At 62.0% G+C, this 21,654-nt stretch carries 25 protein-coding genes and 2 tRNA genes; 13 read left to right on the forward strand and 14 right to left on the reverse strand.

What is annotated here, in order from left to right; translation table 11 throughout:
• Nucleotides 1-38: 38 nt before the first annotated feature.
• From sppA to OF122_RS19365, 4 genes are read right to left on the reverse strand one after another with little or no spacing between them, the layout of a single operon-like run.
• Complete coding sequence (gene sppA / locus OF122_RS19350; protein WP_264225802.1) at nucleotides 39-974, reverse strand: signal peptide peptidase SppA; 936 nt, start codon at nucleotides 972-974, stop codon at nucleotides 39-41.
• Between the two features lie 37 nt (nucleotides 975-1,011).
• Nucleotides 1,012-1,506 (reverse strand): GNAT family N-acetyltransferase, encoded by a 495-nt coding sequence (locus OF122_RS19355; protein WP_264225803.1) that lies wholly within the window; start codon nucleotides 1,504-1,506, stop codon nucleotides 1,012-1,014.
• A complete protein-coding gene (locus tag OF122_RS19360) occupies nucleotides 1,503-1,901 on the reverse strand; it encodes a VOC family protein (RefSeq protein WP_264225804.1) in 399 nt (132 codons plus the stop codon). The genes OF122_RS19355 and OF122_RS19360 overlap by 4 nt, the downstream gene beginning before the upstream one ends.
• A complete protein-coding gene (locus tag OF122_RS19365) occupies nucleotides 1,898-2,206 on the reverse strand; it encodes an ArsR/SmtB family transcription factor (protein WP_264225805.1) in 309 nt (102 codons plus the stop codon). The genes OF122_RS19360 and OF122_RS19365 overlap by 4 nt, the downstream gene beginning before the upstream one ends.
• 126 nt (nucleotides 2,207-2,332) lie before the next feature.
• Between OF122_RS19365 and OF122_RS19370 the strand changes: the two genes are divergently transcribed.
• The 5 genes from OF122_RS19370 to OF122_RS19390 all read left to right on the forward strand — a co-directional run bounded on the left by OF122_RS19370 (nucleotide 2,333) and on the right by OF122_RS19390 (nucleotide 6,135).
• On the forward strand, nucleotides 2,333-3,208 hold the full coding sequence (locus OF122_RS19370; RefSeq protein ID WP_264225806.1) for a division plane positioning ATPase MipZ: 876 nt from the start codon (nucleotides 2,333-2,335) through the stop codon (nucleotides 3,206-3,208).
• Between the two features lie 125 nt (nucleotides 3,209-3,333).
• Entirely contained in the window at nucleotides 3,334-4,359 is a 1,026-nt protein-coding gene (locus OF122_RS19375) for a nucleotidyltransferase family protein (RefSeq protein WP_264225807.1), read from the forward strand.
• A gap of 94 nt (nucleotides 4,360-4,453) precedes the next feature.
• Nucleotides 4,454-5,149: a helix-turn-helix transcriptional regulator gene (locus OF122_RS19380; protein ID WP_264225808.1), complete on the forward strand. Its 696-nt coding sequence runs from the start codon at nucleotides 4,454-4,456 to the stop codon at nucleotides 5,147-5,149.
• Between the two features lie 122 nt (nucleotides 5,150-5,271).
• On the forward strand, nucleotides 5,272-6,018 hold the full coding sequence (locus OF122_RS19385; protein ID WP_264225809.1) for a helix-turn-helix domain-containing protein: 747 nt from the start codon (nucleotides 5,272-5,274) through the stop codon (nucleotides 6,016-6,018).
• Between the two features lie 6 nt (nucleotides 6,019-6,024).
• Nucleotides 6,025-6,135 (forward strand) — tRNA-OTHER (locus OF122_RS19390).
• 168 nt (nucleotides 6,136-6,303) lie between these two features.
• Here OF122_RS19390 and rpsA read toward each other — a convergent pair.
• The 3 genes from rpsA to aroA all read right to left on the reverse strand — a co-directional run bounded on the left by rpsA (nucleotide 6,304) and on the right by aroA (nucleotide 10,213).
• Nucleotides 6,304-8,007, reverse strand: coding sequence for a 30S ribosomal protein S1 (rpsA, locus tag OF122_RS19395; RefSeq protein WP_264225810.1), 1,704 nt, complete (start codon nucleotides 8,005-8,007; stop codon nucleotides 6,304-6,306).
• A 218-nt stretch (nucleotides 8,008-8,225) separates the two neighbouring features.
• On the reverse strand, nucleotides 8,226-8,867 hold the full coding sequence (gene cmk / locus OF122_RS19400) for a (d)CMP kinase (RefSeq protein ID WP_264225811.1): 642 nt from the start codon (nucleotides 8,865-8,867) through the stop codon (nucleotides 8,226-8,228).
• A complete protein-coding gene (gene aroA / locus OF122_RS19405) occupies nucleotides 8,864-10,213 on the reverse strand; it encodes a 3-phosphoshikimate 1-carboxyvinyltransferase (protein WP_264225812.1) in 1,350 nt (449 codons plus the stop codon). The genes cmk and aroA overlap by 4 nt, the downstream gene beginning before the upstream one ends.
• Before the next feature lie 272 nt (nucleotides 10,214-10,485).
• On the opposite strand from aroA, the gene OF122_RS19410 reads away from it, so the two are divergent.
• The 3 genes from OF122_RS19410 (at nucleotide 10,486) to OF122_RS19420 (ending at nucleotide 12,425) form a co-directional block, all read left to right on the forward strand.
• On the forward strand, nucleotides 10,486-10,923 hold the full coding sequence (locus OF122_RS19410; RefSeq protein WP_264225813.1) for a TIGR02300 family protein: 438 nt from the start codon (nucleotides 10,486-10,488) through the stop codon (nucleotides 10,921-10,923).
• 387 nt (nucleotides 10,924-11,310) lie between these two features.
• Nucleotides 11,311-11,386: transfer RNA gene (locus OF122_RS19415), tRNA-Ala, on the forward strand.
• 433 nt (nucleotides 11,387-11,819) lie between these two features.
• Nucleotides 11,820-12,425 carry a YdeI/OmpD-associated family protein gene (locus OF122_RS19420; protein WP_264225814.1) on the forward strand — a complete coding sequence of 202 codons (606 nt, stop codon included), beginning with the start codon at nucleotides 11,820-11,822 and terminating at the stop codon, nucleotides 12,423-12,425.
• 256 nt (nucleotides 12,426-12,681) lie between these two features.
• On the opposite strand, the gene OF122_RS19425 is transcribed toward OF122_RS19420, so the two are convergent.
• The 4 genes from OF122_RS19425 to OF122_RS19440 all read right to left on the reverse strand — a co-directional run bounded on the left by OF122_RS19425 (nucleotide 12,682) and on the right by OF122_RS19440 (nucleotide 16,184).
• Nucleotides 12,682-14,334, reverse strand: a complete 1,653-nt coding sequence (locus OF122_RS19425; protein WP_264225815.1) for a TadG family pilus assembly protein — start codon at nucleotides 14,332-14,334, stop codon at nucleotides 12,682-12,684.
• A gap of 3 nt (nucleotides 14,335-14,337) precedes the next feature.
• Nucleotides 14,338-14,778, reverse strand: a complete 441-nt coding sequence (locus OF122_RS19430; RefSeq protein WP_264225816.1) for a TadE/TadG family type IV pilus assembly protein — start codon at nucleotides 14,776-14,778, stop codon at nucleotides 14,338-14,340.
• Between the two features lie 170 nt (nucleotides 14,779-14,948).
• Nucleotides 14,949-15,200, reverse strand: a complete 252-nt coding sequence (locus OF122_RS19435; RefSeq protein WP_264225817.1) for a GlsB/YeaQ/YmgE family stress response membrane protein — start codon at nucleotides 15,198-15,200, stop codon at nucleotides 14,949-14,951.
• An 87-nt stretch (nucleotides 15,201-15,287) separates the two neighbouring features.
• Nucleotides 15,288-16,184, reverse strand: a complete 897-nt coding sequence (locus OF122_RS19440) for a LysR family transcriptional regulator (RefSeq protein ID WP_264225818.1) — start codon at nucleotides 16,182-16,184, stop codon at nucleotides 15,288-15,290.
• 99 nt (nucleotides 16,185-16,283) lie between these two features.
• Between OF122_RS19440 and OF122_RS19445 the strand changes: the two genes are divergently transcribed.
• The gene (locus tag OF122_RS19445; protein WP_264225819.1) at nucleotides 16,284-17,282 is read left to right on the forward strand and encodes an NAD-dependent epimerase/dehydratase family protein; all 999 of its coding nucleotides are present in this window, start codon (nucleotides 16,284-16,286) and stop codon (nucleotides 17,280-17,282) included.
• Here the strand turns inward: OF122_RS19445 and OF122_RS19450 are convergent.
• Nucleotides 17,271-18,116, reverse strand: coding sequence for a glycosyltransferase family 2 protein (locus OF122_RS19450; protein WP_264225820.1), 846 nt, complete (start codon nucleotides 18,114-18,116; stop codon nucleotides 17,271-17,273). The genes OF122_RS19445 and OF122_RS19450 overlap by 12 nt on opposite strands.
• 116 nt (nucleotides 18,117-18,232) lie before the next feature.
• Here OF122_RS19450 and OF122_RS19455 point away from each other — a divergent pair, with 116 nt between their 5' ends.
• From OF122_RS19455 to OF122_RS19470, 4 genes are all read left to right on the forward strand, one after another.
• The gene (locus OF122_RS19455) at nucleotides 18,233-18,655 is read left to right on the forward strand and encodes an Hsp20 family protein (protein ID WP_264225821.1); all 423 of its coding nucleotides are present in this window, start codon (nucleotides 18,233-18,235) and stop codon (nucleotides 18,653-18,655) included.
• A gap of 13 nt (nucleotides 18,656-18,668) precedes the next feature.
• Nucleotides 18,669-18,971, forward strand: coding sequence for a DUF1150 domain-containing protein (locus tag OF122_RS19460; protein WP_264225822.1), 303 nt, complete (start codon nucleotides 18,669-18,671; stop codon nucleotides 18,969-18,971).
• 2 nt (nucleotides 18,972-18,973) lie between these two features.
• A complete protein-coding gene (locus OF122_RS19465; RefSeq protein ID WP_264225823.1) occupies nucleotides 18,974-19,381 on the forward strand; it encodes a VOC family protein in 408 nt (135 codons plus the stop codon).
• A 109-nt stretch (nucleotides 19,382-19,490) separates the two neighbouring features.
• A complete protein-coding gene (locus OF122_RS19470; protein ID WP_264225824.1) occupies nucleotides 19,491-20,090 on the forward strand; it encodes a hypothetical protein in 600 nt (199 codons plus the stop codon).
• A 74-nt stretch (nucleotides 20,091-20,164) separates the two neighbouring features.
• Here OF122_RS19470 and ptsN read toward each other — a convergent pair whose 3' ends face one another.
• Nucleotides 20,165-20,632 (reverse strand): PTS IIA-like nitrogen regulatory protein PtsN, encoded by a 468-nt coding sequence (gene ptsN / locus OF122_RS19475; protein ID WP_264225825.1) that lies wholly within the window; start codon nucleotides 20,630-20,632, stop codon nucleotides 20,165-20,167.
• A gap of 167 nt (nucleotides 20,633-20,799) precedes the next feature.
• Nucleotides 20,800-21,369, reverse strand: a complete 570-nt coding sequence (hpf, locus tag OF122_RS19480) for a ribosome hibernation-promoting factor, HPF/YfiA family (RefSeq protein ID WP_264225826.1) — start codon at nucleotides 21,367-21,369, stop codon at nucleotides 20,800-20,802.
• Nucleotides 21,370-21,654: the final 285 nt, after the last annotated feature.

The raw sequence follows: 21,654 nt of genomic DNA on the forward strand, positions 1-21,654 counted from the left end.
TGCAGGCACCCTCAGGCTAAAGTGTTGCGGCCTTGGCATTATCGGGCTTGAGGGTGCCAAAGCGAGACCAGCCCGTCAAGCGGCAAGCCGGGCCAGCCACCATCGCCCAATGCTCCACTAAACGCGCCGAGCACAAGATCGATCCAGCCAGGAGCGCGCTGGCGCGGCCAGACCGAGACAATATCGAGATCGGGTTCGACGAAACGCTCGGTCTGCAGCCAGGCCAGCGCCTCGGATTGCCCGCCCGCTTCATCGATCAAACCGGCCTCGATGGCCATGACGCCCGAAAGGATGCGGCCATCGGCCAGAGCCAGGGTTTGCGGGCGCGAGAGCCCGCGGCGTTCGGCGACCAGATCAACGAAATACTGGTAGGAAGAATCCACCAGATCGACCAGGGAATCGCGGACTTCGGGCGAGATCGGCTCGTCGAAATCGGGCTTGCCCTTCAAGGGGCCGGACGCGACCTTGTCGAGATCGACGCCGAGGGTTTCAAACAGGCCCGAGGCATCGACGTGCTGGTAATAGACGCCGATGGAGCCGACGATGGAGAGGTTGCGCGCGTAGATGCGATCAGTGGCGATGGCGGCCATATAGGCGGCCGAGGCGCCCAGCTCACCGATGGTGGAGACCACGGGCTTTTGTTCGGCGAGCGCGCGCAGGGAGGCATAAAGCTCTTCGCCGCCCGCCGTGGTGCCGCCCGGAGAGTTGATGGCCACGATGACCGCGGCAACGGTATCGTCTTCGGCCAGCTCCTCGAAAAGCGCGGTGCGTTCGGCGTCCGTCAGGATGGTGCCCGAAATGGTGACGCGGGCAATGACATCGCCAGCGGGGTTCATCAGCGGGGAAAAGCGGGCAAGGCCGACCACCACGGCGATGGCCAGCACCACGAAGGCGAAAATCCGCCAGCGGCCACGCGAGCGCCGCAGGGCGCGGGTGACGGGGATGGTCTCGTAAGGATCGTCTTGAGGCGACATGGTGGCGTCCAGATTTGATCGTTAGTGATCGCTACCGCTAACGGGAGGCGGGTGCAACCATGTAGCGCGCGTCGGGGGCGTAGCTTGAGAGCTTTGCGGCGAGGTGTTCGGCATCGGTGACGGCGAACCCCATGCGGGTCCAGAAGGAGACCGAGCCGTTGACGGCGACAAGGCTGAGGGCGCCGAAGGGGGCGGCTAGGGGGAACAGGGCCTGCACGATCTGGCGGGCCGCGCCGGTGCCGCGCGCGGCGGGCAGGAGAGCCAGATCGTGGATATAGAGCGTGTCGCAGGGCTCGGGGAGACCGCCCAGGACCGTATTGAGCGCCGGGAGAGCGCCCAGACGGAAGGGGTGGGCGAGGATATAGCCGGCGGGGGCGGCGCCGATTTCGAGAAGGAAGCAGAAATCGGGCCCCAGGGCCTGCCGGTCGGCAAACACCGCGTCGTCCTCGGGGAAATCGGGGTGCACCTTCCTGGCGATGGCCGAGACGGCGGGGATGTCGGTGGGGAGAAGCGGGCGCCAGAGAGCGGTCACGGCTGGGCGACCATTTGCACGATCTGGATGAGATTGCCGCAGGTGTCATCGAGGACGGCCATCTTGACCGGGCCGGCATTGGTGGGCGGCAGGGTGAAGGCGACGCCGAGGGCCGAAAGGCGCGCATATTCGGCGTCGATATCGTCGACCTGAAACGAGGTCAGCGGGATGCCATCGGCGACGAGCGCCTGTTTGAAAGGGGCCGTGGCGGGGTGAGCGGAGGGTTCGAGCAGCAGTTCGACCCCGTCAGGCGCGTCGGGGCTGACCACGGTGAGCCAGCGGTTTTCGCCATCGACGGGGATGTCGTGCTTTTTGATGAAGCCGAGTTTGGCCGTGTAGAAATCGAGGGCCTTGTTCTGGTCGTCGACATAGACGGATGTGACGTAGATTTTCATTGGTGTTCCTCCATGAAGGATTGCAGCCAGCCCGCTTGGAGCGCGGCAATGGGTGCGGTGTTGAGGCTGTGGAGCTTTGTGGTGCCCTGCCATTCGATTTCGATCAGCCCGGCCTCCTCGAGGGTTGCCAGGTGCCTCGAAAAGCCCTGGCGGGTCTGGCCGATGCCGTGATTGGTGACCACGCGGGTGAAAAGCTCGAACAGGGACTGGCGGTCGCGCCTGGCAAGTTCGGCGATGATGATGCGGCGGGTCGTATCGCCCAGGGCACGGAACAGGCGGTTGAGGGTTTCGTCGTCAGTGGTCATGACGCCTTATGCAACAAACTTGTTGCATAGTCAAGAGTTGTGGGAAGAGGGTTCGGTTAAGGCCCCGTTAACCATGTTGGCACCTGATGGAGCCGATTGTGTATTGGCTGATTTGGGGTTTTCGAGATGGGGCAGGCAGGCGCGCATATCATTGTTGTGGGCAATGAAAAGGGAGGGTCGGGCAAATCGACGACCTCGCTGCATCTGGCCGTCTATCTGCTCCATTTGGGGTTTGCCGTGGGGACCGTGGACGTGGACAGCCGCCAGCAGACGCTGACGCGCTATGTGCGCAACCGGCGAGCCAGCGCGGAGGCGCGGGGCCGCAACGTGCCGATGCCCAAGCACCTTTATATCCCGACGGCCTGGGGGGATTCGATTTCGGAAAACCAGGCGGCCGAGCGCGAGATTTTCGACCGCTCGGTTACGGGGCTGCGCAAGGAGGTCGATTTCATCGTCATCGACACGCCGGGGTTCGACTGCAACCTGGCGCGGGCGGCGCTGGAGATTGCCGATACGCTGGTGACCCCGCTCAACGATTCGATGATCGATCTGGACGTTCTGGCCCGCATCGACGAGCAGAGCGGGCAACCGATCCAGACCAGCCCCTATTCGCGAAACGTGCAAAAAGCGCGCGCCGAGCGGCTGGAGCGCACGGGCCAGACGATCGACTGGGTGCTGGTGCGCAACCGGATTGCGCAACTGGGCTCGCGCAACGCCAGCGAGGTGCAGCAGACCATCGAGATGGTCGCCGAGCGGCTGGGGTGCCGGGTGGCCGAGGGGATCGCCGAGCGGGTGATCTTTCGCTCGCTGTTCAAACTGGGGATGACGGTGTTCGACCCGCTGGATGCCGAAACGCTGGGGGCCGCGCCCTCGATGTCGCATGTCAATGCGCGGCAGGAATATCGGCGACTGGTGGCGGCGATGCGGCTGCCGGTGGGCTTGCCGGTGCCCGAGGCGGACAATGGAGCAAGCGCGGCGGGAGTCGAGCGGCGTTCGGCTTAGAGGCCCGGGCGGCGGCAGGCCGCTGCGTTCTGCGACTGGCCCGTGTGCATCAGGAAATTTTTTGATGCACACTTGATGTTTGTGTGCAGCAAACTATAACTTGATGCACATAAACGGGGTTCGACATGGAACCGGTATCTCTGAGCCGCTCGGCGGTGGTGGCCTATCAGGATCTCTTGCGCCTTCATCTCGATGAGCGGGCGGCGAGCCTTATGGGCAGTATCGAGGAGCGGCACCGCAACGGGCGGGTCTATCTTTACGAGCGGTTCCGGATCGGGACCGAGATGGTGAGCCGGTATCTGGGCGAGGACAGGCCGGAGCTGCGGGCGCGGCTGGAAAAGGCCGAAACCCTGAAACAGCAATCGGAGGGGCGCCGGCAGCGGATGAGCCAACTGGCGCGGACGCTGCGGGCCGAAGGGCTTTTGACGACCGACCGGGAGACCGGCTCGCTGCTGCTCGCCTTTTCAAGGGCGGGGGTGTTCCGGCTGGGGGGAACGCTGGTGGGCACTTCAGCCTATGGGCTCTATCAGGGCGAACTCGGGGTGCGCATGGATGCCGAGGAGCTGGCGCAGACCGGCGATATCGATATTGCCAGTATCGAGCGGCTTTCGGTGGCGTTGGACGACAAGGTTGAAGAAAGCCCCGCCGACATTCTCAATGTGCTTAAATTCGATCCCGTGCCGGGGATCAACAACAAACAGGTGTGGCGATGGCGGCAAAGCCACGGCGAAGTCATGGTGGAATTTTTGACGCCGGCGCTTGGCGAGGAAGGCGTCAAGCCGCTACCCGCCTTGGGGGTGAGCGCGCAGGGGCTTAATTATCTCAACTTCCTGCTTGCCGAGCCGGTCCAAGCGGTTGCGCTCTATCGCTCGGGGGTTCTGGTGCAGGTTCCGCGGCCGGAACGCTTTGCGATTCACAAGCTGATCGTGGCCGACCGGCGCCAGGGCGGGCCGGACCAGATCAAGGCGCGCAAGGACCGGGCCCAGGCGGCGTTTCTGGTGGCGGTGCTGGCGCAGGACCGGCCCGACGATCTCGCCGAAGCCTATAAAGACGCGCTGGCGCGCGGCCCGCGCTGGCGCGAGCGGATCGGGGCGAGTTTGAAGCGGATGCCGGAGACGGCGGGGGTGTTGAAGGGGATGGGCTCTAGTTAGCAGTAGCGCTAACACCCTTCGGCGCTGTCGGGTTCCTGTCGTGGTAAGACGCTCCTATTGTTGCGATGATCTGTTCCATAAATGGGAGCATCTAATGATTAATTCAGACGTGATCGACTATCGCCGCCTTACCGATCCAGAGCTTGCTGCTGTCATTGCGGAGCTTCGAAAAGAAAAGGGTTGGACACAGGAAACGCTCGCTGAAATTGCTCGCGTCAGTCCGCGCACCATACAGCGGCTCGAGAGCGGCCAACCTAGCAGTATTGATACACGTCGAACATTAGCGGCCGCTTTTGATTTTGATGACCTTGATACATTTAACGGGCCTTGGCCCTTACCCAATATTGAAAGGCTAAAGGAAGAATCCGCGCGTATTGAACGCGAAACTGTCGCTGTGGACGTGCAGCAGATGGTGAAGGGGAAACAATTGCGTAAGCTCGCCGAACGCGCCCACAGCTTTCTCATCACATCAATTGATGATCCGACGGACAATGTCGAAGCGTTGCTCGCGTCTCTTCAAGATTGCTTTTGCGAATACGGCGACTGCCATGATCTCTATTCAGCGAGAGACAAGCTTGAAGTGGATCGTCAATTCCAGGAGCAGATCGATGAATTGAGAATGCAGGGTATTGGCATTGTTGCGGGGTGTCGCCGAGCTAGGATGCGACTGAAGAGTTCTCAATCGAGCGATGCCAGCTTTTTCCTCGATATTGTCTATGTCGTTTCGGCCTCCCTAGATGCCCTTCCCCAAATTGTTAGAGTTCCGCGTAACGACAGCTTCGGATTTTAATCCAGCTTGTCGTGTTCTAAGACATTAGTGTCGCGCTCGCGTCGCAACGATAGCGCATCGTCTGAAATCCTGCCGCTTTCCTGACGTGGTACTGTCGCTCCATTCGCGCTAGATTGAAACTCATGAGCAATCGAAATCACAGACCAGATGGAGCAAAGATCCGCGAATTGCGGGGGTTAGCGGGCATGACCCAAGAAATACTGGGTATTAAAAGTGGCGTAGATCGGCGGACGATTCAGCGCGCAGAAACCGACAAGCCGATGCAAATGGAAAGTCTATCCAGCATCGCATCGGCACTTAATGTACGTGTTAGTGAAATTATCAGAACTGCTGAAAATGAGGACGGCACCAATGCAGAGGACTTGGCAGCCCAGAGTTTAATTGTTCTACGGCCAGTTGATTCTGGGATGACTCTCATCAATACGCTGGAAGCCAGCTTTGACGGCAAGATAACGTGCGAGGCGGAGCCGACTTCCGAAAACATTGATGTGCTTGAGGCGATGACTTCCGCGATCGAAGCCATGATGCCGAATCCTTGGCGGACGCCAATGGAAGAGCCGGTGTTTCCGCTGTCGGCAAGGCTTCGTCAAGCCGTCAGTCTGAATCAGCAGATTAAGCAATTATTGGACTTTGGCATTGCCGCCTTTGTCGCAACATACACGGCAAAGGCTCAGATGCCATATTACGATATCGATACTGGCGAAATGTATGTAACCAGCCGGACGCCTCGCGAACTGGTCACAATCTGCCGGATCATGCTGGCGCCGATTGCTCGCAGTGACCGGATCACGCTCAAGGTCGATGATCTCTACGTACCCTCGAAAGCTCCAGCTTTCGAACCGAATGGTTTGGAGGATATTCCTTTCTAAAGTTCCGCAGCGTAGCTCAGGTGGACAGAGCACCCTGTTTTCGACGGTTCGATGTGGTCTTGCCGGACGCCATCACCGGACAGGGAGGTCGCAGGTTCGAATCCTGCCGCTGCGCCATCTCGATAAGCCTGCGAGAGAGTTCCCATAACAGGTTGGCTCGCTAAGCGTATGGCGTGGAATAGTCCATTTTAAGTTTATTCCATAGTGCCCGATCTTACCACCATTCCCAAAGAAAAAGGCCCGCGCTTTCGCGCGAGCCCCATAAAATCGATCACACTATGTGTGTTACTTCTTGTCCTGGCCCTTGAGGGCTGCGCCAAGGATGTCGCCGAGGGAGGCGCCGGAGTCGGAGGAACCGTACTGAGCGACGGCTTCTTTTTCTTCGGCGATTTCCAGGGCCTTGATCGAAAGGCCGATGCGGCGGGTCTTCTTGTCGAACTGGGTGATGCGGGCATCGACCTTTTCGCCGACGGCGAAGCGTTCGGGGCGCTGGTCTTCACGGTCGCGGCTCAGATCGGAGCGGCGGATGAAGGCCGTCAGGTCGGTGTCGGCGATGCGCACTTCGAGGCCACCATCGGTAACGGCGGTGACTTCGGTGGTGACGATCGCGCCCTTGCGCAGGCCATCGGAGCCGGCAGCGGCATCGGCCATTGCATCGGACCCAAGCTGCTTGATGCCCAGGGAAATGCGTTCCTTGTCGATATCGACGTCGAGAACCTTGGCCTTGACGATGTCGCCACGGTTGTAATCCTCAAGCGCTTCTTCGCCCGGACGGTTCCAGTCGAGATCGGAAAGGTGGACCATGCCGTCCACATCGCCGTCGAGGCCGATGAACAGGCCGAATTCGGTCTTGTTCTTGACTTCGCCTTCGATCTCGGCACCGATCGGGAACTTGTCGGCAAAGCTTTCCCACGGATTGGCGAGCGTCTGCTTGAGACCAAGCGAGATGCGGCGCTTTTCGGGATCGACTTCGAGAACGACCACTTCGACTTCCTGGGAGGTCGAGACGATCTTGCCCGGATGGACGTTCTTTTTGGTCCAGCTCATTTCCGAGACGTGGATCAGGCCTTCGATGCCCGGCTCGAGTTCGACGAACGCACCGTAATCGGTGATGTTGGTCACGCGGCCAGTGAACTTGGCTTCCACCGGATACTTGGCGGCAATGCCTTCCCAGGGATCGGCCTGGAGCTGCTTCATGCCCAGCGAAATACGATGGCTTTCCTGATTGACGCGGATGATCTGGACCTTGATGGTCTCGCCGATCGCCAGGACTTCGTTGGGGTGATTGACGCGGCGCCATGCGATGTCGGTGACGTGGAGCAGGCCATCGATGCCGCCCAGATCAACGAACGCACCGTAATCGGTGATGTTCTTGACGACGCCTTCGACCACCTGGCCCTCTTCGAGCTGTTGGACGATTTCCGAACGCTGTTCGGCGCGCGATTCTTCGAGAATGGCGCGGCGCGAAACGACGATATTGCCGCGGCGCTTGTCCATTTTCAGGATCTGGAAGGGCTGCGGCACGTTCATCAGGGGAGCGATGTCGCGGATGGGGCGGATATCGACCTGGGAGCGCGGCAGGAAGGCCACGGCGCCATCGAGATCGACGGTGAAGCCGCCCTTGACCTGGTTGAAGATCTGGCCTTCGACCTTTTCGCCCTTGTCGTAAAGGACTTCGAGGCGGACCCAGCTTTCTTCGCGGCGGGCCTTCTCACGGGAGAGGACAGCCTCGCCCATCGCGTTTTCGACGCGGTCGACATAGACTTCGACTTCCGAGCCGACGGCAATGGTGCCGTCGCGGCCGGCGGCGCCGAATTCCTTCATCGGCACGCGGCCTTCGGTCTTCAATCCCACGTCGATGATGGCGAGGTCTTTTTCGATTGCGACGACCTTGCCTTTGACAACGGTGCCCTCGACGGGATCGATGTCCTGAAAGCTCTCAAAAAGGAGCTGTTCGAAATCTTCTGCAGATGCGGTCTGGTTAGCCATTAAAACTCCATTCCGAGCGGGTGCGCGGAACATTTGGTTGGTGTTGATGATGTGGATAGTCGTGCCGATATAGCCAACGGCGTTCCCACCCCATATGGGGTTTGGAGCGCTGATTTTCAAACCGGCGAATACTGACAGGGCAGGTGAACCCTTAAGGCGGGTTCGGGTGCGAAAGATTTGTGGCCCAACGCCGCAAGTTTGGATTTTGCCTGAGCTCTTTAAGAGCGGGCCGACTTGCGGGCGATAGCCGCCTCCACTTGCGCGATGGCTGCCGTAATGGCGGCTTCTATATCCAAATTGGTCGTATCGAGCAAGACCGCATCGTCAGCGGGGTGAAATCCGCCATGGGGGGCGGCGGCATCGCGCGCATCGCGGGCCTCGATATCGGCAAGGAGCTTGTCTCGATCGACGCTCTGGCCGCGTGCCTCGATCTGGCGGGCGCGGCGGTCGGCGCGGACTTTGGGATCGGCGACGATAAAGAGCTTGGCGTCGGCCTCGGGGGCGATGGTGGTGCCGATATCGCGGCCATCGAGCACGGCGCCGAGCGGGTGGGTGGCGAAATCGCGCTGGAAGGCGAAGAGGGCTTTGCGCACGCCGGGGAAGACGGCGATCCTTGAGGCCAGAACGCCCACTTCGGCGCCGAGCAGATATTCGGGGTCGATGGCGGCAGAATCGAGGTCCCGGGCGGCCTTTGTGGCCCTCGCCTCGATATCGGGGGCATCGATATGGGCTTTGACCGCCAGCCCGACGGCGCGGTAGAGCAGGCCCGTATCGAGATGGGGCAGGTTGAAGTGCCGGCCCAGCGCGGCGGCGATGGTGCCCTTGCCCGAGGCCGCCGGTCCATCCACCGCGATAATCATGCGGCGTCCTCGCTTTTGGAAAAGCCGGCGCCGAGCCGGGTGAAATCGGCTTCGAAGCTGGGGAACGAGGTGGCGATCATCCGGTCGTCATCGACGGCGACAGGCTTATCGGCCGCCAGGCCCATGACCAGAAAGCTCATGGCGATGCGGTGATCGAGGTGGGTTGCGACGGTGCCACCGCCGGGAACGGCGCCCTTGCCGGTGACGGTGAGGAAATCAGTGCCCTCCTCGCAGACAACGCCATTGGCCTCGAGCCCACGGGCGACGGCGGCGAGGCGGTCGGATTCTTTCACCCGCAACTCCTCGAGCCCTGCCATGTGGGTGACGCCTTGCGCAAAGGACGCGGCGACGGCGAGGACCGGGTATTCATCGATCATCGAGGGGGCGCGGGAGGCGGGGACGGAGACGCCCTTCAATGCCGAATGTTTCACCCGCAGGTCGGCGATGTCCTCTCCGCCCGAAACGCGGCGGTTTTCGATTGTGATGTCGCCGCCCATTTCAATGAGCGTATCGATCAGGCCGGTGCGGGTGGGGTTCATCAGAACGTTTTCGATGGTGACTTCCGAGCCCGGCACGATGAGGGCGGCAACGAGCGGGAAACCGGCCGAGGACGGATCGCCGGGGACGATCAGCTCCTGGGCCCTCAGATCGGGCAGGCCGGCGACGGTGATGGTGCGCACGCCGTCGGCATCGGTGGCGATGGCAATATCGGCGCCGAAGCCTTCGAGCATCTTTTCGGTGTGATCGCGGGTCATGATCGGTTCGATCACCGTGGTCGTGCCGGGAATGACCAGACCGGCCAAAAGCACGCAGGACTTGACCTGGGCCGAGGCCATGGGCACGCGATAGTGCACCGGCACGGGATCGGTGGGGCCCTTGAGAGCAATGGGCAGGCGGTTTTCGTGGTGTTCGACGACTTCAACGCCGATGGCGCGCAGCGGATCGAGCACGCGGCCCATGGGGCGGGCCGAGAGCGAGGCATCGCCCACAAAGCGGGTGACGAATGGATAGGCGCCGACAAGGCCCATGGTCAGCCGCACGCCGGTGCCCGCATTGCCGAAATCGAGATCGGCCTGGGGGGCGAGAAAGCCGCCGACGCCGAGCCCGTCGATCTGCCAGGTCTCGCCGATCTTTTCGACCCTGGCGCCCAGAGCCTGCATGGCGCGGCCGGTGGCCAGCACATCCTCACCCTCGAGCAGGCCGGTCACGGTGGTGCGGCCCAGCGCCATGGCGCCGAACATCATGGCGCGATGGGAAATCGACTTGTCGCCGGGCACCCTTATGGACCCGGAAAGGGCGCCGGCATTGTGGCTGGCGCGCGGACGCGGCGGGAGGGCATGGGACATGGCAAACGAACCGGGACTGGAAAGGGTAAAAACGAGGTCGGGCTTAGCATGATCGTATCTGCCTGCCAATCACGGGCATGGCCGCTTACATTTTGCGTTTGACAGCGGCGAAAATTTCACGCTAACCGAACCCCCAACGTGGCCGCCCTTTTCAACCAGGGGTGTTGCGCCCACACTTTATGCCTGTTGCGCCCCTTAGCAAAAACCCGGTAGCGTTTTTTCGGGGCGCTCGAAATACCAACCCTACAGCAGCAGATGAATGGGGAATTGCCTTGGCCAGTGACGAACGCGGTACCAAGCGGACATGCCCGGTAACGGGTAAGAAATTTTACGATCTAGGCAAAGACCCGGTGGTCTCGCCCTATACCGGCAAATCCTATCCCCTGAGCTTTTTCGAAGCCGCTCAGGAAAAGGCAGCCGCCAAGTTCGGCGCCAAGGAGCGCAAGGCTGAAAAGGTCGTAGAGGAAGACGAGGTCGAGGAAGCCGACGTCGATGTGGCCGCCAAGGAGGCGGGTGCCGAGGTCATTTCGCTCAATGACGCGGAAACCGATACCGACGACGATGATGACAATGACGACGATATCCCCGATGTCGAGGACGTCGAAGTCGACGAGGAACTGGGCGGGGACGACGACGATACCTTCCTTGAAACCGACGACGACGATGACGAAATCGATTTCGACGTCGAAGTGGATGATGACGAGCGGTAGAGTTTTTTCTGTCTCACGGCGCGCACCGCTTCGGGCATGACGCGCTGAAACCGCGCTATGCCCTTCGCTGCGCCTGCGACGGCGCGGCGAACGGTCGCCCCAGCCCGCGAGCATAGCTCGCTTGGGCGTTCTGCCTTCAAATCGATCCACCGGATCGATTTGCCCCGCAAGGCGGGTCAGGCAAAACTCCTCACCTAAGGCTCGTCCATGTGACCCACGGACTTGCCGTGCAAGGGTAGACAGGGCTTTTAGGGGTCGCATGAAAAATTTGCGACGCGGGGTGAAATTTGCTCTTGCGTCGCAAAACACTTCTCACTAGGTTCCGCCCGTTCGCTCAGGGCACCTGAGGGACCACCCGGACGGCGCGTTGCGCGCCACCCAATCGATGGGGCCATAGCTCAGCTGGGAGAGCGCCTGCATGGCATGCAGGAGGTCAGCGGTTCGATCCCGCTTGGCTCCACCATTTGTTTCTTCTATCTCACTGCGCGCACCATTCCGAGCATGACGGCGCATAAAGCGCGCCTATGCTCTCCATTGCGTCTGCGATGGCGCGGCCAAAAAGTTGGCCCTAGCCCGCGAGCATAGCTCGCTTGGGCGTTCTGCCTTCAAATCGATCCACCGGATCGATTTGCCCCGCAAAGCGGGTCAGGCAAAACTCCTCACTTGGTTGGTCCAGTCTTCCTTGGATGTTTGTGCTATTCGCAGGCCTTGTTGCCGCGAATGGTTTTGGTTTGCCTCACGGGCCGCTCCGCGCACGGCATGACGCGCTGGCCCTCGGGCGGGTCGGGCAAAACTGCCCGGCCAAAGGCTCGTCCACCCAACCGCTGGCCGCACTAAGCTCCCATGACTTGCGTGAAGAGCGCCTCTCTGTAGAGTTGGGGGAAAGAGGAGTCGTCATGCCCCCCGTCATTCCCGATCCGGAAAAGATTCGTCCGTTTGTCGATTTCGAGAGCTTTTATGGCTGGCTGGCCCAGCATGGGGGCGCCTGGGACGAGGTTTGGGTGCAGTTTTTCAAGAAGGGGTCGGGGGTCGAAACGATTTCCTACGAGGAGGCTGTGCGGGCCGGGCTGTGCTGGGGGTGGATTGACGGGATCAAGAAGACGCACGACGAGAAATCGTATCTCTTGCGCTTCACGCCACGGCGCAAGAAATCGATCTGGAGCCTGATCAATACCCGCCACGCCGAACGCCTGATCGAAGAGGGGCTGATGCGCGAACCGGGGCTGGCCCAGATCGAGGCGGCCAAGAGTGACGGGCGCTGGGACGCCGCCTATTCGTCGGGGGCCGAGTTCACTATGCCCGAGGATTTTATCGAGGCCGTTCGGGCAAACCCTGAGGCGCTCAAGGTCTATGAAACGCTCAACCGCGCCAATCTTTATGCGCTGATGTTCAGGATCAACGGGGTCAAGAAGGCCGAGACGCGGGCCCGTAATATCGAAAAATTCGTCGCCATGCTGGCGCGGGGGGAAACGCTGCATCCCAATGGGAAGGCGAAGGGGTAGGGCGGCGGCGTCTCGCGGTCCGACCAAAATCGGGCATCTGACCGGCAGGCCATGCGCGGTGTCGGAGGGTACGAAAAAAGCGACAAAACGGCCTTTTCCACCGGCGTCATCCCGGGAGCCAGTAAGCGGCAGAGTTGGTGGGTCTATCACGAACACCGAGTGTACTGGATCCCGGCTCAAGGCCGGGATGACCAAGGGGGTGTGGCGCCGATGGTGCCGAGCGCATAGAGCGCTTTTTCTCTGGTTGGGACTGGCCCTATTGCACCAGGGCGGCGTTGCGGCAGTCGAAGACGTGGACGGCGACGTCGACTTGGCCCAACCCGATGCCCAAAGCGTCAAAGAGCACCATCAGAACCTCATCGAGCACCAGCGGGACCGGGTCGAGCAGGGCTTGGACGGTGCCGAGCGCGCCTGAGAGCAGGGCGCCGAGCAGGTTGATCGACAAGATTTCGAGGTCGAGGTCGAGATCATCGAGCAGCGCGCTGGTGAGGCTGGAGACGGGGGTTTGGGTGGTTGCCGTGCGGATGGTGCCGTTGGCGGCGTCGAGCGCCGTGAAATAAAGCGGGATGGGGCTGGTCTGGCTCATGGCGATATCGGCGCGGGCATTGATCCGCGCGATGCCGCCCAGCAGCGAGACGATGGGGGTCTTGGCGATCACCAGCGGGCTTTGCGTATCAAGAAACGCCGCATGCGGGGTGTTTCCCACGGCGAGCCGCAGCACGCCGGGGCTGGCGGCGATGGTGGCCGTGCCCTGGTCGGGCCGGCCGGGCGGACAGGCAAGACTGGTCATTTGCGCTTCGGCGGGGGCGAGTTCGGCATAGACGGGCAGGGTGATATCGAGCAGGCCCAGCCCACCGCCATCGCCCAGAACCGAAATATCGAGCCGGAGCCGGGTCTGGGCGGTGCGCAGGTAATTTCCCTCGCCCGAGAGCGTGAACCAGCCGGTGACCGACGGTTCGCCCACCACCAGCGCCACATCGATACCGACAATGCCGGGCACGCCCGCGCCCAGTTCAAGGCTGATGTGGCGGTTGCCATCGGCCACCAAGGCGGCGGCGGACAGAAGGCCAAGCGCATCGACGCTGGCCTGGACGGCGGCCGAGGTGCCGAGCGCCAGACCGGCCAGGCCGTCGGCGACGATGAGGCGCGCCATGTCCACCCTGACGGTTTCGTCGACCAGCCCGGCCAGTTGCACAAGGACCGCGTTTTCCCCTGAGGCCGAAGCGATGGCGGCGGCGATGGCGCCGAGCGAGACGTCGGTATCGAGGAGTTGGGAATAGGTGCCGACCTCCAGATCCACTTCGCCAGCCAGCGCGTCGAGGAAATCGAGCAGCGCAATATCGACATTTGCGATGGCGTTGTAATCGAGGAGGGTGAGGGAGAGTTCGGTGCCCAAAAGGCCGCCGAGAACCGCGTTGAGTATGCCGCCATCGAGACTGGCGAGGCGCGAGCCGATGGACCAGGCGGCCATGGGGGTGGCGCTGGCGGTGGCCACAACGCCGATATGGGGCGGCGGGAAGCCAAAGATCGACGCGAAGTGGACCGTACCCTCGCGCCGCAGGGTGACGCGGGCCGCGTTGAGGGGACCGGTATCGGGGGCGAAGCGCTCGGCGGGGGTCAGCGAAGGATCGGGCGCGTAATGGCCGGTCTGAACGATGATCGTTTCGGGCAGCGGATCGTAGCCTGCATCGGCCAGCACAAGACGCACGCGTTCGGCTGCATCGTCGGGGCTCGCGGCGGCATGGATGGCAGCCAGATCGGCCGCCGATTGCAGGCGGCGCTTTTCAAGGTTGAGCGAGGCTTCATCGACCGCAAAGGCCGCAAGGCCGAGCAGCACCGGAGCGCCGGCGGCAAAGAGCGTTGCCACATTGGCCCCGATATCGTCCAGGAAGCGGGTGACCGGCCCCATCGATCACACCCCGCCATTGCGGATGGTGGAGGAAAAGCTGATCGTTTTGTCGGGCAGGGGCAGCGGGGGATGGAGGTTCCATATGGGCAGCGCTGACGCGTCATAGCTGATGCGGACCAGAAACTGGTCCGGATCGGACGGGCTGGGGGCCGCCTCAATTGTCAAAAGGTCGGGGTCGATCAGGACGTAAGAGCCGCCATTTTCGGCCAGGAAAGCGGTGGCGAGCGCCGTGCGCTCGGCGCCCGAAACCCCGGCGACTGCCGCGCGGGCCGCATCGGCGGCCAGTTGCTGAACCGAGTGGGCGGCGCCGAAATAGATCCCATAGCCTATGGCGCCGAACAAAAGGAGCAGGAAGACCGGCGCGATCAGCGCAAATTCGACGGCGGACGTGCCCGCGTCATCGAGCCAATTTCGCCGCAAGGGCAGACGCGACCCGCCTGGCATAAGGCCCCCTTCCACTGTTGATGGCGCGGGGGAGAAATTAAACCGCAAACGCTACCAGAACGTCTGTGGGAGCATGAGGATGTTGACGGACCGTATGAATACGGCGGTCAAAAAAACCGGCGCCCCCGGGCAGGGCGCCGGCCTCAAGAAACTGGCCTGAACCGCTCGATTTACCGTCGGACGGCCCTGACGATGGCGATCAGGATACAGGCGCCGATCAGCCCGGCAATCAGATATCCAAACCAACCGCCGAACGAAATTCCGATGATGCCGAAAAGAAAGCTGGCAATCGCCGCGCCGACAATCCCGAGCACGATGTTGAGAAAGATGCCCGTTTCGGTCTTCATGATGGCTGATGCAATCCAGCCTGCCAGACCGCCGATAATAATGGCTGCAATCCAGCCGATTCCTGCGTCTTCCATTTTATCCCCACAACAGCACTGTGAATGGTCGTCCCCAAAAAGGACGATCCTATAACGCGCAAAGGGGCGAACTGGTTGCGTTGCCGGTCAAATCGGGGTGCGCATCATGGCGCGGAAGCCGGTAACGAGCGCATCGAACACGGCGCGCACACGCGGCACGCGGGCCAGGTTTTCATGGGTGACGATCCAGGTGTGAATATCGCCCGGTGAAAAATCGGGCAGGATCCTGACCAGGTCGGGGTCCGCATTGCCGACCGGCACCTGGGCCAGCGCGATGCCCAGACCGGCCCGCGCCGCCGCCAGTTGGGCGGGGTGACTGTCGGTGCGCAGCACCAGCCTTGCGACATCGACCGAGGCGAGCATCTGTCCGGCCAATGCCAGATCGGACAAGTTGCGGTCGGGACCGATGATGTCGTGGGCGGCGAGCTGGTCAGGGTCGAGCGGCTGCCCACGCCGCGCCACATAGGCTTTCGATGCGAAAAACCCCAAGGGGATATTGGCCACCTTGCGGGCAACGAGCCCTTTTTGTTTGGGCTCCATGGCGCGCACGGCCAGATCGACCTCCTGGGCCATCAGATCTGCCGGCAGATTGGAGAGCGACAACTCGATCCGGATGGACGGATGGGCGGTCCTTAAAGGCTCGAGCATGGCGGGGACCACCTCGATGCCCATGAACTCGGGAACGCTGAGGCGAACGGCGCCGGCAATGGCGCCCTCAGGCGCCGAAGCGCGGCGCACGAACACCTCCGATGCCGTGGCCATGGCGCGGGCCGGCTCGCGCAGCGCTTCGGCGGCCTCGGTGGGGGTGAGCCCGGTCATCGAGCGGGTGAACAACAGCGTGCCCAGATCAGCCTCGAGCGCCTCGATGCGGCTGCGCACCGTGGGATGCGACAGGCCGAGCCGTCGCGCCGCGCCCGAAAGGCTGCCCTCTTCGAGGACGGCGAGGAAGATGCGCTGATCATCCCAGTTGATGGCTTGCTTCATAAATTTCTTGTAGGCTGCGCTGCGAGTTTTGACAATTTATTTTCAAGGCGTGTGGGCCCATCTTTCGTCCATCGGAAACGCGAATGAAGGATCTTGATCATGGAGAGCGGGAAGACTGCGCTGGTTCTGGGAGCCACGGGCGGGGTGGGCGGTGCCATCGCGGCGGCGCTTATCGGCAAGGGCTGGACGGTGCGCGGGCTGGCGCGAAACCTTGAAGCGGCGCGCCGGAGTGGGCCGAGCGGGGTTCAATGGGTGGGCGGGAACGCCATGAACCGGGCCGATGTGATCGGCGCGGCGCAGGGGGTTTCGACCATCGTTCATGCGGTCAATCCGCCGGGCTACAGGAACTGGGGCGAGCTTGTGCTGCCGATGATCGACAACACGATTGCCGCGGCGCGGGCCGTTGGGGCGCGGATCGTGCTGCCGGGCACCGTCTATAATTTCGATCCGGCGCAGACACCGGTGCTCAATGAGACCAGCCCGCAGACGCCAAAGAGCTTCAAGGGGCGCATCCGCGCTGAACTCGAAGCGCGGCTGGAGCGGGCGGCGCCGGAGGTGGAAAGCCTGATCGTGCGGGCCGGTGATTTTTTCGGGCCCGGTGCGCGGTCGAGCTGGTTTGCGCAGGCCATGGTGGCGCCGGGCAAGCCGGTGCGGCGCATCATCAATATCGCACGCGGTGCGGGGCACAGCTGGGCGTATCTGCCCGATCTGGCCCAGGCCTTCGCGTTGCTGCTCGAGCGCCCCGAGGCGTTGCGCCCGTTCGAGCGGGTGCAGTTCGAGGGGGTTTACGATGCGAGCGGAAGGGTGATGATCGACGCCATAGAGCGGCAGGTGGGGCGCAAGTTGCCGGTTTATCGCTTTCCCTGGTGGGCGATGGGCCTTCTGGCGCCGTTCGGCGGATTTGTGCGCGAGGCGGCCGATATTGCGGCGGTCTGGCGCCATCCGATGCGCATGGACAACACAAGGCTTGTCGAACTGCTCGGCGCCGAGCCGCGCACGCCGCTCGATACCGCCATGCGGCAAACGCTGGTGGCGATGGGCTGCGTGGAGGATGGGCCGTCGCCCATCGGTGAGCCAACCATGACCCTACCGCTCTAATAGCGGCTCGATGTGGTCTTCAAAAAGGTCGGGCGGATTGGCGCCGGGGCGTGGAGCGTAGGTTTTCTCGGCGGCGAGCGAGATGTCGAGGAAGCGGCCCATACCCACAATTCCCGTCGGGTCGGCCAGGGGGTAGCGGCCCTCGGCCAGCCCCTTGCGCATCATGGTCTTGGACGTGACCATCCTTTGGGTGACTCCAGGGCCATTGGAGAGCGAAACGGGCATCTTCACGTAATCGTGCAATGGCGCGCCGACGTGGAAGCAGGCCGGGACCGTTGCAAAGAGCTTGAGCAGGAAATCGAGATCGGTCATGGAGGGCTGGGTGGTCGAAAAGCGCGGATCGGCGCGGCGGCGGTCGTGGACCAGCATGGAATCCATGGAAAAATTGGTGAACTTGTAGTCGCCGGGCGAGAGCAGCCGGTTTTCACCCTTGCCCACATAGCGCAGGTGGGCGCCCTCTGGTGTGGTGACGTCCAGCGCGCAGGAGACAAGCCCGTACTGGATGGCCAGCGGCACCATGATCTCGAGCTTTTCGGGCTTGAAGGCGTCATCGGCGTCTAAAATTGCGGCGATTTCGTAGCGCGCGGCATCCAGCCCGACATTGCGGGCCGGGCATGAGCCGGCGCCGATCAGGCCCGAAGACAAAAAGCGCAGGCGCGGATCGGCGATGCCGGCCCGGCCCAGAACGGCCTCATAATCCTCCTCGTCATCGGCCACCACGATCAATTCAAAGTGTACGTGGGTCTGGGCCAGCGCCGAGGCGACGGCGCGGGCGATGGTGCCCTGCGCCCTGTAGGCGGGCATGACGATGGAGGCGGCAAGGTCTTTCAGCATCGATAAGTTCTCTTGAACAGAGCGCTGGGTCACCCATATCATAGCCAAGTGACGATGAAGCCTAAAACAGGTTCAAAGTCGCGATGTTGCTTGGCAAACAAGGACATGAACGACCGATGACACGGGTATCGCTGTTTTCCGCCCCCTTTCTTCTGGGCTTTGATACGTTTGAAGAACGCTTCGACCGCCTCGCGCGGGCCTCCGAAGGCTATCCTCCCTACAATATCGAGCGGGTGACCGCCGAAGCGGGGGACGAGACCTACAGGATCGCCATTGCGGTCGCAGGTTTTTCTCGTAACGATCTGGAAGTGATTGGGGAGGATAATCAGCTGATCGTGCGGGGCCGGCAGACTGAAGACGGTGCGCGCCAATATCTGCATCGCGGCATTGCCGCACGGCAGTTTCAGCGCACTTTCCTACTTGCCGACGGCATGAGGATAGAGGGTGCCGAACTGAAAGACGGCCTCCTCGTTATCACCGTATACCGGCCCGTCACCGAGACCGTGACCCGCCGTATCGAGATCAGTTCGGTCGAGTAGAAAGGTATGCGTTATGAACAAGCCCATTGAAAAGACAGCGTTCACTGACGCCCATCTGGGCGTTGAGGCCGAACCGCTCAAGGCGCTGACCGCCGCGCAATTTGCCGCGCTGGGCGCCGGAGACATCGTGTTCCGCAAGCAGATGGACGCGGGCGAACTGGCCGAATTCATCCCCCAGGCCGCCATGGCGCCTGCCGAACAGAGGCTGGAACTGCTCATGAGTGCCGACGGCGCTCCCGTTCTGATCGCCGATTCCGAAGAAGCGATCATGGACTGGATCGACGGCCACGAGGTGCAACTGGCGACTTTGCACTAGTTATGAATGAGCCTGCCAAGAGCGCGCCGGTGTTGCGTGTGGCCCGCCCCACCGACAACATCGACGCGCTCGTGCATTTCTATCGCGACGGACTGGGCCTCGAGCTTCTTTCGCGTTTCGACGCGCATAACGGGTTCGATGGCGTAATTCTGGGCGGGCGTGGCGCGCCCTATCACCTCGAATTTACCCGCGCGCATGGCCATACCGCCGGACGCGCGCCGACCCAAGACAATCTGCTGGTGTTCTACCTGCCGGACGCAACCGCCTATGGGGAGGCCCGCGACCGCATGCAAGCGGCGGGCTATGCACCGGTCAAATCCTTCAACCCGTGGTGGGACGCCGAGGGCGTGACATTTGAAGATCCCGACGGCTATCGCGTCGTTCTCTATAACGACAGCTGGAAGCGCTGAACGAATAGGGGCTGTCCTGAATGGGGCAGCCCTTTTTTGTATCCTGCAAGACTGGGCTTTCGTGCCGGAAAACTGGTACCCATTCTCAAGGAGCGCTGTGGAGGGAGCCATGATGCGGATTGGACTTGCGATAGTGGCGATGCTTTCGGGCATGGCCGGGGCATCGGCCCAGACGATCGAGAGCGTTTATACCGATTTCGATGCGGCCGAATGCGTCATGTTTGCTCCGGGCGAGGCGGAGGCGGGAATGCCGCGGCAGGCGGTCTGTCCCGGCTATGGCGGCTATCCTGTGCTGCTTCAGACGATTGGAGACAATCACAGCCTTTATTTCGGGTTTCCCCCGCAGGGCGAGCTGGTCTCGCGCTGGGCAAGCTTTGTCGACACGGGCACGCCCCATGATGTGATCGAATGGCGGGTGCTTGCCGAAAGGGACCGGCAGGTTCCGCAGGCAACGATCCAGCGCTGGTTCGTCGCCGTGCCCGAGCGCGACGATCCGGTGGAGGTGCTGCTTGTCCAGAAGGTGGGGCTGATCGAAGACTGGCAGGGCTGTATCGTGGGTTATGTGGTGGCCACGGGCAATCCGGACGCCAATGAGGCGGCGCGAAAAATCGTCGACGCGCTGGGAAGCGCACCGCAATGCAGGACAATCGAACCGGTGATCGAAGCAGGTAGCGTGCCGCTGCCCGAATACATGCTCTACGGCTTTTAGAGCCGGGGCTCTTCCCCCAAAATCAAAAGGCCGCCCCGAAAGGGCGGCCCTGTTCATACCCGATGCAGCGCGGATCAGGCCGCGTTGATGGCTTCGGCCGGGGTGGTGAGGATGTCGCGCAGCTTGGTTCCGTCCTTGGTGGCGCGGAGCCGATCGACCACCCCATCGGCGCGCAAGAGGCGCGCGACGCGGCTGAGGGCCTTTAGATGATCGGCGCCCGAGCCCTCGGGGGCCAGGAGCATGACCACCAGATCCACGGGCTGGTCGTCGACCGCATCGAAATCGATTGGCTGGGCCAGACGGGCAAAAACCGCCGTGACGCTGGGCAGGCCCTTGATCTTGCCGTGGGGAATGGCGATGCCATTGCCCAGGCCGGTCGATCCAAGCTGCTCACGGTTCTGCAGGGTCTCAAAGATCACCTGCGAATCGATACCGACAAGTTCAGACGCACGATCAGCCAGAAGTTGAAGGAGCTGGCGTTTGCTCGCGACCTTAGCGCAGGCAATGATCGAATCCTGCGACAGGATGTCAGCAAGTTCCATTTAACAAACCTTTTGGGTGACGTTTCTCTTCAATGACCGCCGACAATCTCGTATCGAGCCCACGCCGTTCGCGTTGTCCTATACAACGGTCGGGGGGCAATGTGTCCGGCGCGTTTCCAGACCGGGAAGGTGGTATCCACCCTCCCCCGGAAACGCGCCATTGCGCGTCATGTTTGCGACAGGGCCGGATCGATCCAGCCAATGTTCCCGTCGGCCCGGCGGTAAACCACATTCATGCCCCCATGTCCAGCGTGCCGGAACACAATTACATCGGACTGTGACAGATCGAGCTCCATGACGGCCTCACCCACGCTCATTGTGCGCAGGTTGGAGGTCGCCTCGGCGATGACGGGAGGCGCGAAATCCTCATCGAGTTCGATATCGTCATCGGGCGCGGCCAAAACATAGGCCGAATAGCCGTCGGCAGAGCCGTTGGTGCTGCGCCTGTGGTTCTTGAGCTTGCGCTTGTAGCGCCGGAGGCGCTTTTCGATATGGGTGGCCATGTCTTCATAGGCCGCAATGGCATCGTTGGCCGAGGCTGTGGCCTGCAGCACGACGCCGGTATCGAGATGAATCATGCAATCGGCCTTGAACCCGATTCCTTCGGGCTCGAGGGTCAGGTGACCGTCATATCCTCCATCGAAATATTTCCCAACCACGGCATCGATCCGGTCGGTGGCGGTGCCACGGAGCGTTTCCCCGACGTCCATGTTTTTGCCAGATACACGCAAGCTCATGATGGCCTCTTGGTCTGGTTTCGGATGCCCGGCACGGGAGCCATACCCTGTCTGCACCCTTTTTGTGTCGGGCACCTTGGAGTCTAGACCTCTTGGCTGACCCTTGGCAATCAGAACCGGGCCGGCGGCATCACTTTCAATTGGTGACGGTGGATAACAACGGGGCCATACCCCCTGTTCCCTGACCTGGGACAATTTGCATATGGTATTTATTTTCAATGCCTTAATTGGCAAAATTACCAAGGTCACGGCAATTGTGCCGAGCCGCGAGGCAAGGGGATCGGG

The sequence above is a fragment of the Pelagibacterium flavum genome (assembly GCF_025854335.1).
Lineage (GTDB): Bacteria > Pseudomonadota > Alphaproteobacteria > Rhizobiales > Devosiaceae > Pelagibacterium > Pelagibacterium flavum.

Bases quoted from the DNA above. Each gene is read 5' to 3' on its own strand.
- aroA (WP_264225812.1), bottom strand. From the start codon at position 10,213: ATGTCCCATGCCCTCCCGCCGCGTCCGCGCGCCAGCCACAATGCCGGC.
- OF122_RS19435 (WP_264225817.1), bottom strand. From the start codon at position 15,200: ATGGAAGACGCAGGAATCGGCTGGATTGCAGCCATTATTATCGGCGGT.
- OF122_RS19365 (WP_264225805.1), bottom strand. From the start codon at position 2,206: ATGACCACTGACGACGAAACCCTCAACCGCCTGTTCCGTGCCCTGGGC.
- OF122_RS19370 (WP_264225806.1), top strand. From the start codon at position 2,333: ATGGGGCAGGCAGGCGCGCATATCATTGTTGTGGGCAATGAAAAGGGA.
- OF122_RS19470 (WP_264225824.1), top strand. From the start codon at position 19,491: ATGATGCGGATTGGACTTGCGATAGTGGCGATGCTTTCGGGCATGGCC.
- OF122_RS19385 (WP_264225809.1), top strand. From the start codon at position 5,272: ATGAGCAATCGAAATCACAGACCAGATGGAGCAAAGATCCGCGAATTG.
- OF122_RS19465 (WP_264225823.1), top strand. From the start codon at position 18,974: ATGAATGAGCCTGCCAAGAGCGCGCCGGTGTTGCGTGTGGCCCGCCCC.
- ptsN (WP_264225825.1), bottom strand. From the start codon at position 20,632: ATGGAACTTGCTGACATCCTGTCGCAGGATTCGATCATTGCCTGCGCT.
- OF122_RS19440 (WP_264225818.1), bottom strand. From the start codon at position 16,184: ATGAAGCAAGCCATCAACTGGGATGATCAGCGCATCTTCCTCGCCGTC.
- OF122_RS19450 (WP_264225820.1), bottom strand. From the start codon at position 18,116: ATGCTGAAAGACCTTGCCGCCTCCATCGTCATGCCCGCCTACAGGGCG.
- sppA (WP_264225802.1), bottom strand. From the start codon at position 974: ATGTCGCCTCAAGACGATCCTTACGAGACCATCCCCGTCACCCGCGCC.
- hpf (WP_264225826.1), bottom strand. From the start codon at position 21,369: ATGAGCTTGCGTGTATCTGGCAAAAACATGGACGTCGGGGAAACGCTC.
- cmk (WP_264225811.1), bottom strand. From the start codon at position 8,867: ATGATTATCGCGGTGGATGGACCGGCGGCCTCGGGCAAGGGCACCATC.
- OF122_RS19460 (WP_264225822.1), top strand. From the start codon at position 18,669: ATGAACAAGCCCATTGAAAAGACAGCGTTCACTGACGCCCATCTGGGC.
- OF122_RS19380 (WP_264225808.1), top strand. From the start codon at position 4,454: ATGATTAATTCAGACGTGATCGACTATCGCCGCCTTACCGATCCAGAG.
- rpsA (WP_264225810.1), bottom strand. From the start codon at position 8,007: ATGGCTAACCAGACCGCATCTGCAGAAGATTTCGAACAGCTCCTTTTT.
- OF122_RS19360 (WP_264225804.1), bottom strand. From the start codon at position 1,901: ATGAAAATCTACGTCACATCCGTCTATGTCGACGACCAGAACAAGGCC.
- OF122_RS19430 (WP_264225816.1), bottom strand. From the start codon at position 14,778: ATGCCAGGCGGGTCGCGTCTGCCCTTGCGGCGAAATTGGCTCGATGAC.
- OF122_RS19445 (WP_264225819.1), top strand. From the start codon at position 16,284: ATGGAGAGCGGGAAGACTGCGCTGGTTCTGGGAGCCACGGGCGGGGTG.
- OF122_RS19425 (WP_264225815.1), bottom strand. From the start codon at position 14,334: ATGGGGCCGGTCACCCGCTTCCTGGACGATATCGGGGCCAATGTGGCA.
- OF122_RS19375 (WP_264225807.1), top strand. From the start codon at position 3,334: ATGGAACCGGTATCTCTGAGCCGCTCGGCGGTGGTGGCCTATCAGGAT.
- OF122_RS19420 (WP_264225814.1), top strand. From the start codon at position 11,820: ATGCCCCCCGTCATTCCCGATCCGGAAAAGATTCGTCCGTTTGTCGAT.
- OF122_RS19455 (WP_264225821.1), top strand. From the start codon at position 18,233: ATGACACGGGTATCGCTGTTTTCCGCCCCCTTTCTTCTGGGCTTTGAT.